At 65.1% G+C, this 16,993-nt stretch carries 14 protein-coding genes; 4 read left to right on the forward strand and 10 right to left on the reverse strand.

What is annotated here, in order from left to right; translation table 11 throughout:
• Nucleotides 1–281 precede the first annotated feature (281 nt).
• From SH602x_RS21965 to SH602x_RS21980, 4 genes are all read right to left on the reverse strand, one after another.
• Nucleotides 282–1,055, reverse strand: coding sequence for a cupredoxin domain-containing protein (locus tag SH602x_RS21965; RefSeq protein WP_479474324.1), 774 nt, complete (start codon nt 1,053–1,055; stop codon nt 282–284).
• 343 nt (nt 1,056–1,398) lie between these two features.
• On the reverse strand, nt 1,399–2,244 hold the full coding sequence (locus tag SH602x_RS21970) for a cupredoxin domain-containing protein (RefSeq protein ID WP_479474325.1): 846 nt from the start codon (nt 2,242–2,244) through the stop codon (nt 1,399–1,401).
• Nucleotides 2,241–3,545, reverse strand: coding sequence for a M14 family zinc carboxypeptidase (locus tag SH602x_RS21975; protein WP_479474326.1), 1,305 nt, complete (start codon nt 3,543–3,545; stop codon nt 2,241–2,243). The genes SH602x_RS21970 and SH602x_RS21975 overlap by 4 nt, the downstream gene beginning before the upstream one ends.
• A complete protein-coding gene (locus tag SH602x_RS21980) occupies nt 3,545–4,333 on the reverse strand; it encodes a cupredoxin domain-containing protein (protein ID WP_479474327.1) in 789 nt (262 codons plus the stop codon). The genes SH602x_RS21975 and SH602x_RS21980 overlap by 1 nt, the downstream gene beginning before the upstream one ends.
• 317 nt (nt 4,334–4,650) lie before the next feature.
• Here SH602x_RS21980 and purD point away from each other — a divergent pair, with 317 nt between their 5' ends.
• Complete coding sequence (purD, locus tag SH602x_RS21985; RefSeq protein ID WP_479470981.1) at nt 4,651–5,946, forward strand: phosphoribosylamine--glycine ligase; 1,296 nt, start codon at nt 4,651–4,653, stop codon at nt 5,944–5,946.
• Between the two features lie 238 nt (nt 5,947–6,184).
• Here the strand turns inward: purD and SH602x_RS21990 are convergent, their stop codons facing one another.
• Both SH602x_RS21990 and SH602x_RS21995 read right to left on the reverse strand, forming a co-directional pair.
• Nucleotides 6,185–7,039 (reverse strand): NYN domain-containing protein, encoded by an 855-nt coding sequence (locus tag SH602x_RS21990; protein WP_479474328.1) that lies wholly within the window; start codon nt 7,037–7,039, stop codon nt 6,185–6,187.
• 10 nt (nt 7,040–7,049) lie between these two features.
• Complete coding sequence (locus SH602x_RS21995) at nt 7,050–8,513, reverse strand: hypothetical protein (protein ID WP_479474329.1); 1,464 nt, start codon at nt 8,511–8,513, stop codon at nt 7,050–7,052.
• 145 nt (nt 8,514–8,658) lie between these two features.
• Here SH602x_RS21995 and SH602x_RS22000 point away from each other — a divergent pair, with 145 nt between their 5' ends.
• A complete protein-coding gene (locus tag SH602x_RS22000) occupies nt 8,659–9,714 on the forward strand; it encodes a bifunctional transcriptional activator/DNA repair enzyme AdaA (RefSeq protein WP_479474330.1) in 1,056 nt (351 codons plus the stop codon).
• A gap of 164 nt (nt 9,715–9,878) precedes the next feature.
• On the forward strand, nt 9,879–11,423 hold the full coding sequence (locus SH602x_RS22005; protein ID WP_479474331.1) for a porin: 1,545 nt from the start codon (nt 9,879–9,881) through the stop codon (nt 11,421–11,423).
• A gap of 149 nt (nt 11,424–11,572) precedes the next feature.
• On the opposite strand, the gene SH602x_RS22010 is transcribed toward SH602x_RS22005, so the two are convergent.
• Nucleotides 11,573–12,841, reverse strand: coding sequence for a dihydroorotase (locus SH602x_RS22010; RefSeq protein ID WP_479474332.1), 1,269 nt, complete (start codon nt 12,839–12,841; stop codon nt 11,573–11,575).
• Nucleotides 12,838–13,857, reverse strand: coding sequence for an aspartate carbamoyltransferase catalytic subunit (locus SH602x_RS22015; RefSeq protein ID WP_479470971.1), 1,020 nt, complete (start codon nt 13,855–13,857; stop codon nt 12,838–12,840). Before SH602x_RS22015 ends, SH602x_RS22010 begins: the two co-directional genes overlap by 4 nt.
• Nucleotides 13,858–14,258: 401 nt before the next feature.
• Between SH602x_RS22015 and SH602x_RS22020 the strand changes: the two genes are divergently transcribed.
• On the forward strand, nt 14,259–14,768 hold the full coding sequence (locus SH602x_RS22020) for a hypothetical protein (RefSeq protein ID WP_479474333.1): 510 nt from the start codon (nt 14,259–14,261) through the stop codon (nt 14,766–14,768).
• Between the two features lie 3 nt (nt 14,769–14,771).
• Here the strand turns inward: SH602x_RS22020 and SH602x_RS22025 are convergent, their stop codons facing one another.
• Together SH602x_RS22025 and SH602x_RS22030 are read right to left on the reverse strand one after the other, a co-directional pair.
• Entirely contained in the window at nt 14,772–16,403 is a 1,632-nt protein-coding gene (locus SH602x_RS22025) for an ABC transporter permease (RefSeq protein WP_479474334.1), read from the reverse strand.
• A gap of 191 nt (nt 16,404–16,594) precedes the next feature.
• Entirely contained in the window at nt 16,595–16,975 is a 381-nt protein-coding gene (locus SH602x_RS22030; protein ID WP_479474335.1) for a hypothetical protein, read from the reverse strand.
• Nucleotides 16,976–16,993 lie beyond the last annotated feature (18 nt).

Consider the following 16,993-nt stretch of genomic DNA (forward strand, 5'->3'; position numbering starts at 1 on the left):
TGCGATACGCCTGGCGGGAGAGCCGATCGTCGACGCCCAAGGCGCCGACGCCTCGGGCGAACGAACAGGTTCGGACGGGAAAAGCGATCCGGAGGGAGGAGACCTGCCGGACAGTGCATTATGCCCCCGACGGCGGGGCGCGGGGAACGGGCTGCTCGTGCGGCGATTGGGCGCACCGACCGCCGACGCGAAGCCCGGTAACGAGAATCGCCCGTGCTCGACGGCGAGAACGGGCGATCGATCGACCGGCTGATCGCGAAGATTATCCGCGACGCGGACCCTTATTTCTGGAAGACGGCCAGCGGAACTTCGATCTTGCCCAGGTCGTTCTTGCCCGGCTTAATCGTGATCGTGAAGCGACCCTTCTCCCACTTGGTTTCCTTGCCGTCGAGGACGACGTCCTGGACGAAGCCGCTCTTTTCCTGCCAGACCTGGAACGTATGTTCGCCGACGGGCAGATTCTCGATCTCGAAGCCGCCGCGATCGTCGCTGACCGCCATGTAGGGGTTATCGCGGATCAGGACGTAACCCAGCATCCAGGGGTGAATCGAGCAGCTCGCCGGCAGCGGAACGATTTCCTTCTGGTCGAACTTCTGAATCATCGACCCGTTGGCGGGGATCAGCGGGTTGATCGAGTTGTTCGCGATTAGATCCATCTTCACGTTGTGACCGACCGTGTCCGAGTTCTTCAGCCGGATCGGCTGACCCGCGCGGACGGTGACCGCGTGCGGCTCGAAGCGGCACTGATTGTTGTCGAACACGACCTCGTCGGTCGCCGTCTTCTCGTAGTCCGGATGAACCGCGGTCGGTTCGGTGCGGAGGTAGACGAAGACGTTCTGGATGCGACCGCGCTTGTCGACGACGAGCGATTCGTCGACCAGGCCGAAAGCGCCGCAGAACTGCTTATCCTTATCGACGGCGATCGGCGCGGGAGCGGGCGCCTCGCCCTGCAGCACGAAGGAGCCTTCCAGCGTGCCCCATTCCTGAGCCGAGGCGAAACCGCCGAGCGATCCCATCGAAAGCGCGACGACGCACAGCGAAAACAGCTTCTTCATGATCGTTCCTTGTACGTAACGGTCCCACGCGGCGAGCGGCGGCTAACCGAAGTAGCCGGAGGCTAACCGCTGCGACCGATCGGAGAGGCGGGAAACTTCCGGCGACGGCGAGAATCAACCGCAGGCCCCGCCGGCGGATGTCGCACGACGACGGAAAGTCCGAACGAAGGCGGGAGACGAACGAATCCCTCTCGCTAGAAAGGGCCCGAGCGTCCGCGATCCATGATACGTAACGCAGGGGACTTGGGGCAACCACCTGCCCAATCAGTTTTTACGGACGCCGAACCGCCGCAGTTCGCGGTTATCGATAGATCAAGCACCGCTAAGACGTGCCTGCGCCGAATCAACGCTCACGCAGCGCCGCAGCAGCGACCGAAAGCGTGCCGACATCGTTCAGCCCGTTCGCGATCGACCGTTCGAAACGACCCTTCGCGGAGACCTCCGTCCCCGGCTGCTCGTCAGCGACGAATCGTCCGTCGATCCATCCAGTCCGCTCATGCCAGATCCGGAAACGCAGCTCGCCCACAGGCAGCTTTTCGATCCGGAAGCGACCGTTCGCGTCGGTCGTCGTCGCGTAAGGATGTTCGGTCGGCAGAACGTACCCGCTCATCCAGGGATAGATCGCGCACCGGACGGGGCATGGCATCCGCTCGGCTTGCTCGAAGACGCGGTCGAGCGAGCGCCCCGCTCCCACGCCGCTCGTCTCGCGAAGAATCAAAGCGCCTGCCGGGGCGTTGACGAACGTGTCCACTCGCGGAACGTGCCCCACGTCGTCCAGATTCCGGAACGTCAGAGTCTGGCCCGCCTGCACGACGGCGACATGCGGCTGAAGGCGACAGCCCTCGATCGCCAGCCGAACGGGCAGCTTCTTTTCCGCTGCCCGATCGGGATGAATCGCCGCCGGCGTCTGGTCGAGCCAGATGAACGCGTTCGCGAGGCCCCCTTCCGCGCCGACGAGCAGCGAATCGTCGTACACCACGATGTCGCCGCAAACCTCCGCGAACTCCTTCGCGAAGTCCGATTTCGGCAGCTCCCCTTCGACGACGATCCTGCCGACCAGGTCGCCCCACGCCTGCTCAGCCGCGGCAGTCTCTTCGCTGCGAGCGGATACGGAGACGCATGCAGCCGTCGCCAGAAAGAACGCCTTCGCGAGCGAGATCGCGAACCTTGTCGATGAAGGCCCGTTCATTCCCGCCTCGGATCGAGGTCGAGATACTTCGCGAAGGCTTCGCCAAGCTGGCGACCGACGATGCGGTAGCCTTCCTGCGTGCTGTGCGGCGTATTCCAGGCGGTCTCCAGCGTCGTACTGACGGCATGCGGCGCCGCCCGGTCGCGGACCCAGTTGGAACTCATCCGCCGGCGCTCTTCGTCCGTCGTGACGTACGACGCGATCTCGTACCGCGGCTGAAGCGGAAGCGGACCCGCGATCGACCCGGCAGCGACGGCGATCCAGTCGGCGTAGTTCCGCTGCTCGATCGCCGAAAGCGCCTCCAGGTCATGCGGCCCGTAAAAGTAGGGCTTCTTGTTGCCGGCCGCCGGATTGTGCAGGTCGAGATAGAAATCCAGCTCGCCCGCGTCGTTCAACTCGACGAGCTTCCGCTGCGCGGCCGCGACCTCCGGATACCGCGGCGTATCGGTCCAGTCCCGATTGTGATCTCGCGGCGACGCGTCCTTGCCGCCGAGGCCGCCCGCGACGCTGTCGAGGTCCATGATCGGCACGAAATGAACGGTCGCGACGCGGCGCAGCTCCACGGCGGCAGGATCGTCGCTCGTCGCCCAGTGAAGGAATCCGGCGCCGACCCAGCTCGAACCCGATTCCCAGGCATGCTGACGGGCCTGCACCCAGATACCGTACTTCGCCGGCGCGTCGGCCGTTCCGCCTCCGAAGCGAATGCCCGGCACGTCGCGACCCTCCCGCGTCTTCGCCAGAACGAAGCGTTCCGCCTCGGGCAGTCGCTCGTGGGCGCGAGCGAGCAGTTCCTCTGCATGCGAAGGCAGAAACGGCGGCCCCCAAGCGAGCCAGACGGTCTCCGCCGGCGCCTCGAACTGGTAGAGAGCGCTGTTCCGATCGAGCCGCTGGCCGGGGGGCGTCTGCGTCCAGACGACGTCGTCCGCGCTGATCGCCGCCCGCTCGGGCAGCGACCAGTCGCCGACCAGCAGCGAACTCCCGCGGTAAGGCTGCTTCGCGGCGCTGACCTTCACCGAAAACTTCTGCCCCGGCGTGAGCCCGTCGATCCGGACGTACCACCAGCAGGGCCACCCGCGCCCCTCCGCCACCGGCGGGCTCAGGTCGATCTCGCCTCGCGTCGCGTCGATCCGCGAGACGTCCGCCGCGCCGCCCGGGAAGTCGGTCGAGACGCGCAGCGCTGCGTTCGGCTCTTCGCCGGCCAGAGCGGACGCGCATGACATCGCGAGCACGACGGCCCATTGGAAGAACCGAGCCCGCGTGATGCCCCATGCGAGGTGCGATAACTGATCGATCAACGTCATTAGAATTCGGCGAGGTCGATGCCGACGCAACCGAGGTCGTTCTTGCCGGGCTTCACTTCCACTTCGACGACTCCCTTCGGCCATTGCACGTTTTTCTTCTCGATCGTGACGTTATCGATGAAGCCTGCCCGTTCGTGCCAGACGCGGAACTGCCACTTTCCGACGGGCAGATTCTCGATTTCGAACGTCCCGCGTTCGCTCGTGACGGCGACGTAGGGGTTCTCCGTGATGACGAGATAGCCCTGCATCCAGGGGTGGATGTTGCAGGTGACCGGCATCGGCAGTCGTTCCGCGACCTTGAACGTCTTCGTGATGTTCGCGTTCGGCGGCAGCAGGACGTTGAAAGCCTGATTCGCGAAGAGCGCCGCGTTCACGTTGTGGCCGACCTGGTCGACGTTGCCGATCTTCAGCGTCTGCCCGACCGTCACGACGCCGATCCGCGGTTCGAATCGGCAATTGGCGTTGTCGAGAATCGCGGGTTGCGCAGCCGCCGCGGCGACCTGCGGATGGATCGGAGCGACCGCGCCCGCCGCCGGTTGCAGCACGACGAGGATGTTCGCGATGCCGTTGCGACGCCCGATCACGAGCGACTCATCGACGAGCCCGAACTTGCCGCAGAACGGTTTGTCCGTCGTTATGACGAGCGGCGCCGGCGCCGGGGCCTGTCCGATCAGTTCGAACGTTCCTTCCAGATCGCCCCACTGCGGTTGCTGGGCAGCGGCGAACGAGGTCCAACCGAGCGCTAAAACCAATCCGCAAATCGCGATCGACCCTGTACCTGAACGCATCGTCGAATCCTGGGGAGAGGCGGGAAAAGAGCGAGGACTCGTCAGTAGACGCTCCGCGAGCCGCGCGGGGCAACCTTTTTCTCGAATCCGCCGGGCCCGCGACGGCGGTCCCCGGCTCCGCTGACGGTCCCCCGCCCTGCCCTACAGCCCGGTCGCGGTCGGTTCTACAATGACCCCCCTTCGATCGGCTCCCGGCGATCGGGCCCGAAACGCGTACCACGCGACGGTCGCGGCCCGTCAGCCGGTCGCACGGTGATTCCGATCGCCAGGACACGTTCCCTGTCCTCGCGACACGCACTTTCTGTCTGGAAGTCTCGATGAAGATCCTCGTCGTCGGCCAGGGGGGTCGCGAACATGCGCTCGCCTGGAAGCTCAAGCAAAGCCCTCGCGCGGACGAAATCTTCATCGCTCCCGGCAACGCCGGCACGGCGGAAGAAGGCGAGAACGTCCCGATCAAATCGGACGACATCGCCGGCCTGGTGCGGTTCGCGAAGAAGAACGCGATCGATCTGACCGTCGTCGGTCCCGAAGTTCCGCTGACGATGGGAATCGTCGACGTCTTCCGCAAGGAAGGTCTGAAAGCGTTCGGCCCCTCCAAGGCCGCGGCCCAGCTCGAAGGGTCGAAGAACTTCTGCAAGCAGAAACTGCACGACGCCGACGTGCCGACCGCCGAGTGGCAGGTCTTCCGCAACGCTGAAAGCGCGGAGACCTACATCACCGATCGCTACCCGCCCGAAGCGACCGATTGCCCGGTCGTCGTCAAAGCGGACGGTCTGGCCGCGGGCAAGGGAGCGATCGTCTGCCGCACGCCCGCCGACGCGCTCGACGCGATCGATCGCATCGCCCGACGTAAAGAGTTCGGCTCGGCCGGCGACAAGCTGGTGATCGAAGAGCGTCTCGACGGCGAAGAGGTGAGCATCCTCGCCCTCACCGACGGCAAGACGATCATCACGCTGCCGCAGGCGCAGGATCACAAGGCCGCGTACGACGACGACCGGGGCCCGAACACGGGCGGCATGGGCGCCTTCTCGCCGGCGAACATCCTGTCGCCCGAGCAGATCCACTGGGTCGAGGAACATATCCTCGTCCGGACGATCCACACCATGAAGCGGTCGAAGACTCCGTTCCAGGGAATCCTGTACGCCGGCCTGATGATGACTAATCAGGGGCCGAAGGTGCTGGAATACAACGTCCGTTTCGGCGATCCCGAGTGCCAGCCGATCCTGATGCGGCTCAAGTCCGACCTGGTCGATCTGCTGGAAGCGACCGTCGACGGTCGACTGGACGAGTTGCCCGACGTCGAGTGGGACGAACGCCCCAGCGTCTGCGTCGTGATGGCCAGCGAAGGCTATCCCGACGAGTACAAGAAGGGCCTGCCGATCCGCGGTCTCGCCGACGCGGCGGAAGTTCCCGACGTGAAGGTCTTTCACTCCGGGACGACGTTCAGCGACGGGCAGGTCGTCACCGACGGCGGTCGCGTGCTCTCCGTCACGGCGATCGGCGAATCGATCTCCAAGGCGAAGCTCAACGCCTACACCGCCGTCCGCAAGATCCGCTGGCCCGGCGCCTGGTCCCGCAAGGACATTTCCGACAAGGCCCTGCGACGGAGCTAGGTTCGCTCCTTTTCGGCGAGCGGAGGGTGTCAGCCCTCCGTGGTTCTTCTTCGTAGGACACGAACCGGCGTTGCTTGCCAGTTGCTCCTTCGGGTGGCACTGGCTCTGCCAGTGTCGAATCCTCGTTCAATTCGACCAGCGACGCCGACCGATTTCCGCTGCACACTGGCGGAGCCAGTGCCACCCGAAAAGAGCCTGACCTGACAGAGAACGCTTGGCTGATCTCTTCAGGAACGATCTACGACTTCTTCTTTCCTTCTCCCGGTCGCTTGATCGTCTTGTCGTCCTTGAGCCAGGTCGTGTCGGACAGCAGATCGTCGGCGTAGCCTTCGCCGAAGGGATTGGCGGCAGAGTCGCCCTGTCCGCTCGTTCGCGGTATATCGCCGATCTCGACGCGTCCCTCTTCGAGCTGCTTCGCGAAGTCCTCCCATGCGTCGGGAATACCGTCCTTCTGCGGCTTCGCGGGCGGACTCTCCTGGGCCCTCTTCTTCGAGCCCTTCGAGGGGGTCGCCGCCGGTTCGATCGCAGGCGCGACTCGCTTCGGCGGCTCGGGCACGGAGGCGATCTCCTCGCGGAGCGTCTCTTCGTCGAGCGCGAAGACCTCCGACCACTTCGCCGTGTCGTCGGCGCTCGGCAGGGGCTTCGACGAGAGCCTGGTCTCCGGGCCCGGTTGCGACGCCCGCCGCAGAAGCTTTCCGTCGCGCAGCGAGTCCCACCAGGCCTCGCTCATCATCGAGATCGCCCGGCGACGCTTCGCGGCCCTGACGATGCGTCCGTCGGAAGAGACGACCGTGAGCTTCTCCGGTCGCGACGACCGGCGGATCAGTTCCTCGATCAGGTCGTCGGCCTCGCGGTACTTGGCCGAGAAATGGACTTGGCCGGGAAACGACGCGACCTCCGGTTCGTCGGGCAGGTTCAGCTCGACCCGCGAATCGAAGACGACCGCCGTAGCACGCACGTCCTCTTCGGACAGCCCCTCCCGGATCGCGATCAGCAAGGCGATGCGCGCCTGACGCAGTTCGTCATCCTTCACGTTCTGCGCGAGCAGGCCGACCGCGAAGCAGACGTTGTATCCGTCGATCAGCCAGCGCATCGACGGTTCCTCATTCTGAAGACGAAGCGCGTTCGCCCGCACGCTTCGCGTGGAACGTGACGCGATACTCGCGGTCGGGATCGCAGGCGCGCGGATTGGGTACGAGGATGAAGTCGTCGGTCACGACGGGCGAAAGATCGGCGCCGGCGACGATCTGCGCTGCTCCGATCCGATGCGGCAGAAACGCGACGATCGGGCGATACCCGCGCTGCGAGCCGTTCGTGTCGATGGGCTCGAACGACGACTCGCCGCGGTTGGGCTTGATGGTCAGCGTGTAGATGTCCCCCTCGACGGTCAGCGTCTGATCGTACGCCTTGGGGCGCTCCTCCATCTTCGCGATCCAGGCCGGGTCGCCGTAGAAGGCGAGCGTATCGCGATCCCACAGCAGGCCCCGGGCGTCGTTCGCGCCGAGACCGAGAGCCTTCCCGGTCTCGGTCGGCTTCGCCGTCGGCAGCTTGAAATCGCCGACGGGAAACTCCGCATCGACGATTCCGTCGAACGACGTATCGAGCCGATGGATCAGCGCGTGCTGGTTCGCGAGGAAAGCTTCGGCCAGCGAATAGCGCCCCGGCTGCTCCACGAAGTAATCGAGCGCTCCCCAGCCGGCGTAGCCGTACCAGGTCACGACGGTGTAGCCGATCATCTGGCGGACGCCGACCCCCTTCATCCAGGCCAGCGCCATCGCGTCGGGTCCGTCGATATGCCCCATCAGGCAGTTGCCCACGGCAAGGTAGGCTTTCGGCGAATCGGAGGCGATCTCGAATCGCTCGCCCGCCGTCGGCACACCGAACATCTTCCCCGCCTGCGACTTGAAGTAGCCGTTGCGGTAGGCAAAGCCGATCTGCCAGTCGCGCTCCGTCGCATGGCCGGAGGTGACGAACAGATCCGCCGGAGCGTCGGTCAGCTCGTGCGCGAGCGCCGCGGTCGTGTCGTCCGGTCCGCGCAATTCGATCGCCTCGCCCTCCAGCGACTTCGCGACCAGCTTGTTCTTGACCAGTTCGTCGTACCAGACCCCCTGGCTGCACATGTCGAGCGCGATGGCCGTGCCCGACGCGGTCTTCTTCACGATCAGCGGCTCGCTCGTCTTCGCGATCGCGAGCGCCGCGCCCGCGTCGTAGCCGGTGACGATGCCCCAGAAGGCGTCGGCATAGGGATCGTCGTCGAACTTCCGCGTCAGGCGATGGACGTCCGCAACGAACTCCCTTCCCGCTTCGGCAGAGGTGGCCACGAAACAGGCGTATCGCGGATGCAATTCGCGCAGCCGATCGAGAGACTCGCGGACGTCCTCCTTCCAGACGACGACCTCGGCGCCTTGATGCTTCGCGACGAGCGCATCGACGACCTGATTCCAGGCCGGGTCGCTCTGCGTCGCCTGCGAAACGACGACCGCGTAGCTCTCCGCGGAGGCGCTTTCGAGCAGAACGAACGAGGACGCGATCGCGCAGCAAACAGCGCTGACGAAACGAAACGACATGACTTCTCCGTATGCGAACGCCTGAGAGGGCAAGGTCGATGATCGTCTGCGCAATGCGCGCGGTCTACGGGTCTCCCGGTATTGGACGACATCCACGCCTGAAAATCGGTGGAGCGAGGAAGGGGGACGCTGCTAAAGTTCTGGCATGAACGCTCTCCCCCCGATCGCCGAGATGGAACGTGCCTGGCAGGCGAGCGACGCGTCGTACGACGGCGTCTTCCTGCTGGGCGTGCGGACGACCGGCATCTTCTGCCGGCCCTGCTGCCCGGCCCGCAAGCCGCTGCCGAAGAACGTGGAATACTTCGCGACGACCCAGGCGGCGCTCGCGTCGGGCTATCGCCCCTGCAAACGGTGTCGTCCCCTGGCAGCCGACGATCAGCCCGAATGGGCGACGGCGCTCCTGGCCGACGTCGATCGCGATCCGGCGACGCGGATCACGGAGGGCGACCTGGCTGGCAGGGGCGTCGATCCCTCGACCGTTCGCCGCTACTTTCTGAAGCGCTACGGCATGACGTTTCAGGCGTTCGCCCGTGCTCGCCGACTGGGCGGCGCGCTTAGTTCGATACGCGAAGGCGCGTCGCTCGACGAGGCCGTCTTCCGCAGCGGCTACGAATCGCACAGCGGCTTTCGCGACGCGTTCGCGAAAACCTTCGGCAAAGCGCCTGGCAGTCAGCGCGACGGCGAATGCATCTTCCTGGCGTGGATGAGCAGTCCCCTGGGGCCGCTCATCGCCGGAGCGACGTCGAAAGGGATCTGTCTGCTGGAGTTCACCGACCGGCGGATGATCGAGGCGCAGTTCGCGACGGTTCAGAAACTCTTCCAGGCGCCCGCGGCCCCCGGGACGAACGAGCATCTGGAACGTCTCCAGGTCGAACTCTCCGGCTACTTCGCCGGAACGACGCACGCGTTCAGCGTCCCGCTCGAATTTCCCGGCACGCCCTTTCAGAAGCAGGTCTGGGATCAGCTTCTGGCCATTCCGTACGGCGAGACCCGCAGCTATCAGGATCTGGCGGTCGCCGTCGGGAATCCGAACGCCGTGCGAGCGGTCGGTCGGGCGAACGGTCTCAACCGCCTCGCGATCGTGATCCCGTGCCACCGCGTGGTGAACAAGGACGGCCAACTGGGCGGCTACGGCGGCGGCCTCAGAAGAAAGCAGGCGTTGCTCGATCTCGAACGGAACGCTGCCGCACTTCGACGCTGAACGCGCCTACCGATCGTTACGACCGTTACAACTTTCGCTGCCGGAACGAACGGAACGGCAAGCAGGGAAGGCAATGGCGGAACAGGCGGTACGAGCGAACCGCCGGATGGGCGTCGACCGATGATCTGAAGGACGTTAGATCTTGCGCTGTTTTAGAGACGGGCATGGACGCTTCGCTCCTTCTCTCGCGAACCCTGCTCGTCGTCGGCGCCGGAATTCTGGCGTCGTGGGCCGCTCCGCTGCATGCCCAGTCGATTTCGAGCGCCTCCGCGATCACGGAACTCGAAGCCCGGCTCGCCGTTCAGGAAGAAGAGATCCGGCAGCTTCGCGAACGACTGGACCGGCAGGAGTTCGTGCCCGCGGACGGCGGAGGCGGATCGGAGATCGGCTGCCGCGACCTGAGCTGCGTCGAGGAGCCGACGAAGCGTCGCGTCCCGCTCGTCGCCGAAGAGCCCTTCCAGGCCGACTGCACCGACGGTTGCCTGGAGGACGCGGGAAGCGGCGGCAAGGGGGGCGGTCCGAAGACGCTGCACTGGTACACGACGTACGACGACGGTTTCGTCATCCGTCCGTTCGACAAGGAAACCCATCCGTTCGAGCTGAAGATCAGCGGCTGGGGCCAGATGCGGCACCACGCCTTCAGCCGCGACGAAGAGTCCTGGACCGACGGCGCGGGCGTGACGCGCACGATTCGCAACCGCAACGCCTTCGACGTCGAACGGGCGCGGCTGGTCCTGTCGGGCTACGCGCTCGATCCGCGGCTGCGGTTCTTCATCCACATGGACGGCGATACCGACGGAGCCGAGACGGTCGATTTCTTCGACTACTGGTGGAGCTGGGAATTCGACGAGAGCTTCGTCGTCCAGATCGGCAAGCGAAAGGTATCCGCCAGCCGGCAGTGGCTCCTCACCGCGCGGAACACTCGCTTCGTCGAGCGTCCGATGGCGAACGACTTCTTCCGGCCCGACCGCACGGTCGGCGTCTGGGCGACGGGCAAGATCGAAGATTTCGCCTACGAAGCGATGGTCGGCAACGGCTATCGCACGACCAACCTGCCGCTCGACCAGGTCGACGATCGCGTCACGTTCGCAGCGACGAGCTACTGGGACGCCTGCGGAACGTACGGCGGACAGCTCGTCGATTATTCCTGCACCAGCCCGGCAGCGATTCGCTTCGGCCATTCATTCGTTTACGCCCCCAGCGCCGCGGTCGAGCTCGGCACGCCGCTCGATGAGACCGATTACGTTCGCCTGACCGACGGCACGCCTTTGACGCAAACCGGCGCTCTCGCGCCCGGCGTGACGGTCTCCGACTTCGACGTCTGGTTCTACGGAGTCGACGCCGCGGCGAAGTGGAACGGCTGGAGCGTCAACAGCGAGTACTTCGTCCGCTGGATCGAGAACATCGAGGGGAACGGCCCCCTGCCCGACGACGACCTGTTGCAGCACGGCTACTACGTCGAAGGGGGGCGCTTCCTGATCGCGAAGAAGCTCGACTTCAACCTGCGTTACTCGCGCGTGATGGGCGAGCAGGGAAACCGAAACGAGTACGCCGCGGCGATGAACTGGTATCCGCTCGATACGAGCAAGCTCAAGCTCACCTTCGACGTGACGCAACTCGACGGCAGCCCGGTGCAGAACACGACCAGCGACATCCTCGCCGGCGACGACGGCACGCTCTTCCGCACGCAGGTGCAGGCGGAGTTTTAGAGCGAGCTGAACGCGATCGCGTCCTGTCGGCGCTTAGTCTTAGTAGGGTGGGTCATTGACCCACCTCCCTGAAGTTCGCGAAGTCGAAACGCAGAAGTCGGTGGGTCAATAACCCACCCTACGCCCGTCGCGGCACCTCTCCAATATTCTCAGCGCTTCCGATCCCCTTTGACGAAGACCGCGTCGACGCGTCCCGTCATCGACTTGCCGATGAACGGCGTGTTCGCGCTGCGGGAGCGCAGACCTTCCCGCGCCAGCGTCCACTTCGCGGCAGGATCGATCACGATCACGTCGGCGTCCGCTCCCGCGGCGAGCGTTCCCTTCGGGATGCCCAGGACATTCGCCGGATTGATCGACAGCTTGGCGAGCGCCCCGGCCCAGTCGAGCGTGCCCGGTTCGATCAGGTATTCGATGACGAGCGAAAGGGCCGTCTCCAGGCCGATCATGCCGAACGGCGCCAGATCGAGTTCCAGCATCTTCTTCTCGCCGGCGCGCGGGGCGTGACCGGTCGAGATGACGTCGATCGTTCCGTCGGCCAGTCCCGTCTGGCAGGCGACGATATGCTCCTGGCTGCGAAGCGGCGGATTGACCTTGTAGTTCGTATCGAACATCCGCAGCGAGCGGTCGGAGAGGACCAGGTTCGGGACGCAGACGCCGGCGGTCACCGCTACGCCGCGCGCCTTCGCCCTGCGCACCAGATCGACGCTGCCCGAGGCGGACAGGTTGAGCAGATGGAGCTTTCCGCCGGTCGCTTCGGCGAGGCGCAGATCCCGCGCGACGGCGACCTCTTCGCACTCGACCGGCATGCCCGCGATGCCGAGCGCGAGCGACGTGCGCCCCTCATGCATGATGCCGCCGCGGGTCAGCTCGGGCGTTTCGGGGTGCGACAAAATCGGCCGCCCGAACATGCGGCAGTACTCGAGCGCCCGATGCAACAGGTCGGGGTTCGCGATCGGGCGTCCGCCGTCGCTGAAGGCGACCGCCCCCGCCTCGACGAGGGTGCCGATCTCGGCCAGTTCCTTGCCCTGCCGATCCTTGCTCACGCAGGCGGTCACGAAGACGTTCGCGGACCGCGCCCGCGCTGCCTTCTGCCGGACGTACTCCACGCCGGCCGGGGTATCGATGGGAGGATCGGTTTCGGGAAGGACGGCGAGCGACGTGAACCCGCCGGCGAGCGCCGCAGCGCAGGCGACGTCGATCGTTTCGTCTTCTTCGAATCCGGGTTCGCGAAGCTGCGTATGCAGATCGACCAGCCCCGGCGCGACGATCTTGCCGAACGCGTCGTAGGTCTCGAAGCCGCCGCCCCCCGATTGGGCTTCGTAGGAAACGCTACCGTTCACGATCCAGAGATCGCCCACGCCATCGACGCCTGCCGCGGGATCGACGATTCTTCCGCCGCGAATGAGCCAGTCCGTCACGCGCGTCCTCCTCGGGGAATCATCTGCACATAACGTCGATTCGATCCGTCCGCCGCCTTCTGTCGGTCCCGCGCGCCCAGGCAGAGCCAGAGCGTCGCCATCCGCACCGCCAGTCCGTTGGTCACCTGGTCGAGGATCACGGAGTGGGCGCCGTCGGCTACGTCGGTCGTGATCTCGACGCCGCGGTTGATCGGGCCGGGCGCCATGATCAGGATCTCGTCTTTCGCCCGGGCCATCCGTTCGCGATTCATCGCGTAGAGAAGCGCGTATTCCCGGATCGAAGGAAAGGGCCGCGTCGTCTGGCGTTCGAACTGGATGCGGAGCAGATTCAGCACGTCGCAGCGGGGCAGGATGTCGTCCAGCGAGTGCGACACCTCCACGCCGTAGTGCTCCCAGTCGCGCGAAACCAGCGTGCTCGGCCCGCAGAGAATCACGTGCGCGCCCAGCTGCTGCAAGCCCCACAGGTTCGACCGCGCGGTGCGGGAGTGGGCGATGTCGCCGACGAGCGCGACGGTGAGCCCCTCGACCGATCCGCGGCGTTCGAGGATCGACATGATGTCGAGCAGACCCTGCGTGGGATGCTCGTGCGGACCGTCGCCGGCGTTGATGACCGAGCAGTCCAGATGCCGCGACAGGAGGGTCGGCGAACCGGGCGTCCGGTGCCGGACCACCATCGCGTCGACGTTCATCGCCTGGATCGTCAGCGCCGTGTCGACGATCGTCTCCCCCTTGGAGAGCGAACTGGTCGAGGCGGCGAAGTCGACGACGTCGGCCCCCAGTCGTCGGGCGGCCAGCGCGAAGCTGGTCTTCGTCCGGGTGGAGTTCTCGAAAAACAGATTCGCACAGGTCTTCCCCGCGAGCAGGGAAAGCTTCTCCCGGCAGCCGTCCGTCGCCCGCTTCATCGCGAACGCGACGTCTAGGACGAGGTCCAGTTCTTCCCGGGCCAGCGACTCCAGATCGAGCAGGTGGCGGCGCTTCCACTGCTCCGGAAACCGGGCAAGATCGATCGGATCCATAAGCCGCCTGTGCTGGGACACGCCGAATCCGCCGCCGCCCGGGAATCGATCGCCGAGGGGAGGCGTACAAAATTGGGGTAGTTTTAGGCTGCGGCGCTAGCGACGCCAATCCCCGGGAGAACGGCATGCGTGCCACGGCTGGCTTGTCCAGCCGTGCTTTGCGCGGCGAAAAACGGCGACGCCGAAGCATCGTCCGGAGATTCCCAGCGCTTCCGAACACGGCTGGACAAGCCAGCCATGGCACACGAAAGCGCCCGCACGACCCGTACGTTTTCCTTAATGCCTGCGACAGGAGCGGTCGATAAGGTCGATCGCCGAAGAACTGCGCCGGACGCGACGAGCGCCCGACGACCGGTTCCCGGGTCGACGAACGGATCCTTGGCGTCCGAAAGGGCTTCGCGATGCGCGGCTGGAAAACCTCGTGGTCGTTCTGCACGGCGGCGGCGCTCGCCGCGTCGGCCGTCGGCTGCACCGCTGTTCCCAGCATGTCGGAAGTCTGGTTCGGCCCGTCCGAACCGACGCCCGAGATGAAGGCGGAGGCCGAGCGGATCGCCTCGCTGCCGACGTACACCCTGCTGACGCGGTACGACGGCTACAAGCCGGAGTCGAAGGAGATTCCGCTGGAGGACGTCGTCTTCGTGCAGGACGCCATCGACAAGTCGGGCGTCAAAGGGAACATGGGCCGGATGAAGATCCTGCTCGTTCGGCCGCTCCCCAACAAGCACGAGCCGCTGAAGTTCGAGTGCGATTACGACGCGAAGAAGAAGATGGTCTCCGTCACCGAGAACTATCAGGTCAAGCCGGGCGACAAGCTCTATCTGAGCGAAGATCCCTCGACGCCGATGGACGACATCGTCAATTCGATCTTCCCCGGCGGCGAGAAGATGCCTAGCGTCTGGACCGCGGAGTAGGCGTCACGCCGTCGAAACGCGCCAGCGGGCTTTGAAGAACCAGAGCATCAGCCCGAACAGGGCCAGGTTCGACAGCAGCGTCCAGGCGACGTAACCGAAGTAGACCCACGGCCTGCCGACGGGCGGATCCTGCGTCGGATCGGTCCGGACGTCGAGCGGCAGGCTGAAGATGGCGGAGAACGGGCTGAGCGAGCCCGACGCTTCGATGAACTCCGCCGCGGGCGTGTCCGGAAAGAACGTCCGGGAGAAGTACGCCGCCGCGGGAGGCAGGCAGAACATCGCCGCGACCGCGAAGTAAGCCGCGATCATGCTGGTCGACGTCTTGTGAAAAATTACTGAGCAGAAGAGCGCGACCATCGCCGTGGTCAGGCAGGTCAGCGGGATGATCGAGACGTACGCCAGCACCTTCAGCCAGTTGCCCCAGTAGTCGTCGACCAGCACGGCGGCGAGCAGCACGGGCCAGAGCAGAAACAGCGTCAGCACCGTCGAGACGCGCAGGCCCGCGAGCAGCTTCCCCCACAGAATCTGCCACGGCGTGAGAAGCGTCACCAGCAGCAGGTCCATCGTCTGGCGTTCGCGCTCGCTGCAGACGGCGCCCGAGGAATAGACGGGCCCGACCAGCATGTTGAACAGCACCAGGTACGCCACGTACCAGCCGGCCAGCGACGGAAAGATGTACAGGCAGACCGCGACCAGCGGGAACGCCAGGAGCATGCTGATCTGGATCACCAGGCGGAGCATGAGCGTCCCCTGGCTGAAGATCTCGCTCCGTATTTCCTTGTCGTAGATCGGGTTGGCGTTGTCGTCGAGCAGATCGGTCCGCTTCCCCGGCGCGAACAGCCGGTCGGGGAACTTGTTGGGCTCGATGACCAGGCCCACGGCCTGCTTGGCCTCTTCTTCCAGATCGACGACGTCCGCCCCCATGCTGCCCACGTCAGGCGGATGAAGGAGGCGAACGCTGGTCAGAAAGAACAGGATCAGCGTCGTCGCGATCGCGCCCGCGGGCAGCAGCGTCAGCACCAGAAACAGGCGAATCTCGCCGTAGTCGGCCAGCGATCGCCAGACGATCGCGCCGGCGATCGCCAAAGGCAGGATCAGCAGGTACGACACGACCAGCGACGCGCTCGTGCGATAGAAGAAGCTGCTGCACGCCACGCTGATCATGCCGAACGTCATCACCGACAGGATCAGGCCCAGGTACGCGGCCAAGACTTCATAGAAAGAGACGCCCCCCAGCGGCAGGCATAGCATCACGACCGGCAGCGACGCGAAGACCAGAATCCCCAGGTGCGTCAGCGACGCCAGCAGCTTCCCCAGCACGATCGCCGTGGGGCGCAGCGGGCTGGCCAGCATCATCTCGTAGGTCTTGCGCTCTTTCTCTCCGGTGATCGAACCGGCGGCGAAGCTCGGCGCCATCAGCGCCGTGAGGATGTACTGCCCCAGGAAGAACAGGTCGATCAGGTTCTTCGCGGCGGTCGGGCTCTGCGTCAGATCGAGCCGGCTATCCTGCGGCCAGGCGAAGTAGACCACCGCCCCCAGCGCCGCCTGATAAGCCAGCAGCAGCAGAAAGCTCCGCGACATGCGGAGGTTGACCAGAAGCTCGCGCTGAAGCACCGGGTTTTCGAGGAGATACATAGCTCGAGTTACCCGGCGAGATGAATTGTCTTCGTAGGGCGGGTCTTGACCCACCGTGGATCGTTACAGCTATTCGTTCCAAGTCTGCAGTACGAAATCTCGACTTGGCGCGACCGTCAGAACTCGCGGCGGCTCATGCGATGGATGACAGCTAACGATAAGCGAATACTGCAGAGCGCGATGTAACCAAGTCATCTTCCGAATACGAAAACTCCAAACTCCGGAACGAAAGCTGGGGCATGCGGCGGATTCGCGCCGAACAGCGACAGCATCGCCTTCGCGGCGACATAGATGACAACGGTTTCGGTCGTGTCGACCGGGTTGCTGACGATCCGCTCGACATGGATAGAGATGCCGCGTTCGTCCCGACACTCTGACGCCGCCAGCCTCCAGCCCATTCGTATGCCGATAGATGCCGCTTCCCGCCATTCGGCAGCGACATCATCCGAGAAGGCGATCGATATGTCGCTTAGTTGGTCCGAGGTGACGTCGGCACGGAGCGATACGTCCGCGAAGTATCCCTTCGCGCCTGCCTGATGGGCCAATCGAGCTGTGCCGACGAGCGTTTCCATACAGACCGAAGCTAGAGG

Source organism: Lignipirellula cremea (assembly GCF_056501455.1).

What these genes read in the sequence shown, in the direction of transcription:
- SH602x_RS21965 (WP_479474324.1), bottom strand. Translation starts at nt 1,055, where the DNA reads ATGAAGAAGCTGTTTTCGCTGTGCGTCGTCGCGCTTTCGATGGGATCG.
- SH602x_RS21970 (WP_479474325.1), bottom strand. Translation starts at nt 2,244, where the DNA reads ATGAACGGGCCTTCATCGACAAGGTTCGCGATCTCGCTCGCGAAGGCG.
- SH602x_RS21975 (WP_479474326.1), bottom strand. Translation starts at nt 3,545, where the DNA reads ATGACGTTGATCGATCAGTTATCGCACCTCGCATGGGGCATCACGCGG.
- SH602x_RS21980 (WP_479474327.1), bottom strand. Translation starts at nt 4,333, where the DNA reads ATGCGTTCAGGTACAGGGTCGATCGCGATTTGCGGATTGGTTTTAGCG.
- purD (WP_479470981.1), top strand. Translation starts at nt 4,651, where the DNA reads ATGAAGATCCTCGTCGTCGGCCAGGGGGGTCGCGAACATGCGCTCGCC.
- SH602x_RS21990 (WP_479474328.1), bottom strand. Translation starts at nt 7,039, where the DNA reads ATGCGCTGGCTGATCGACGGATACAACGTCTGCTTCGCGGTCGGCCTG.
- SH602x_RS21995 (WP_479474329.1), bottom strand. Translation starts at nt 8,513, where the DNA reads ATGTCGTTTCGTTTCGTCAGCGCTGTTTGCTGCGCGATCGCGTCCTCG.
- SH602x_RS22000 (WP_479474330.1), top strand. Translation starts at nt 8,659, where the DNA reads ATGAACGCTCTCCCCCCGATCGCCGAGATGGAACGTGCCTGGCAGGCG.
- SH602x_RS22005 (WP_479474331.1), top strand. Translation starts at nt 9,879, where the DNA reads ATGGACGCTTCGCTCCTTCTCTCGCGAACCCTGCTCGTCGTCGGCGCC.
- SH602x_RS22015 (WP_479470971.1), bottom strand. Translation starts at nt 13,857, where the DNA reads ATGGATCCGATCGATCTTGCCCGGTTTCCGGAGCAGTGGAAGCGCCGC.
- SH602x_RS22020 (WP_479474333.1), top strand. Translation starts at nt 14,259, where the DNA reads ATGCGCGGCTGGAAAACCTCGTGGTCGTTCTGCACGGCGGCGGCGCTC.
- SH602x_RS22025 (WP_479474334.1), bottom strand. Translation starts at nt 16,403, where the DNA reads ATGTATCTCCTCGAAAACCCGGTGCTTCAGCGCGAGCTTCTGGTCAAC.
- SH602x_RS22030 (WP_479474335.1), bottom strand. Translation starts at nt 16,975, where the DNA reads ATGGAAACGCTCGTCGGCACAGCTCGATTGGCCCATCAGGCAGGCGCG.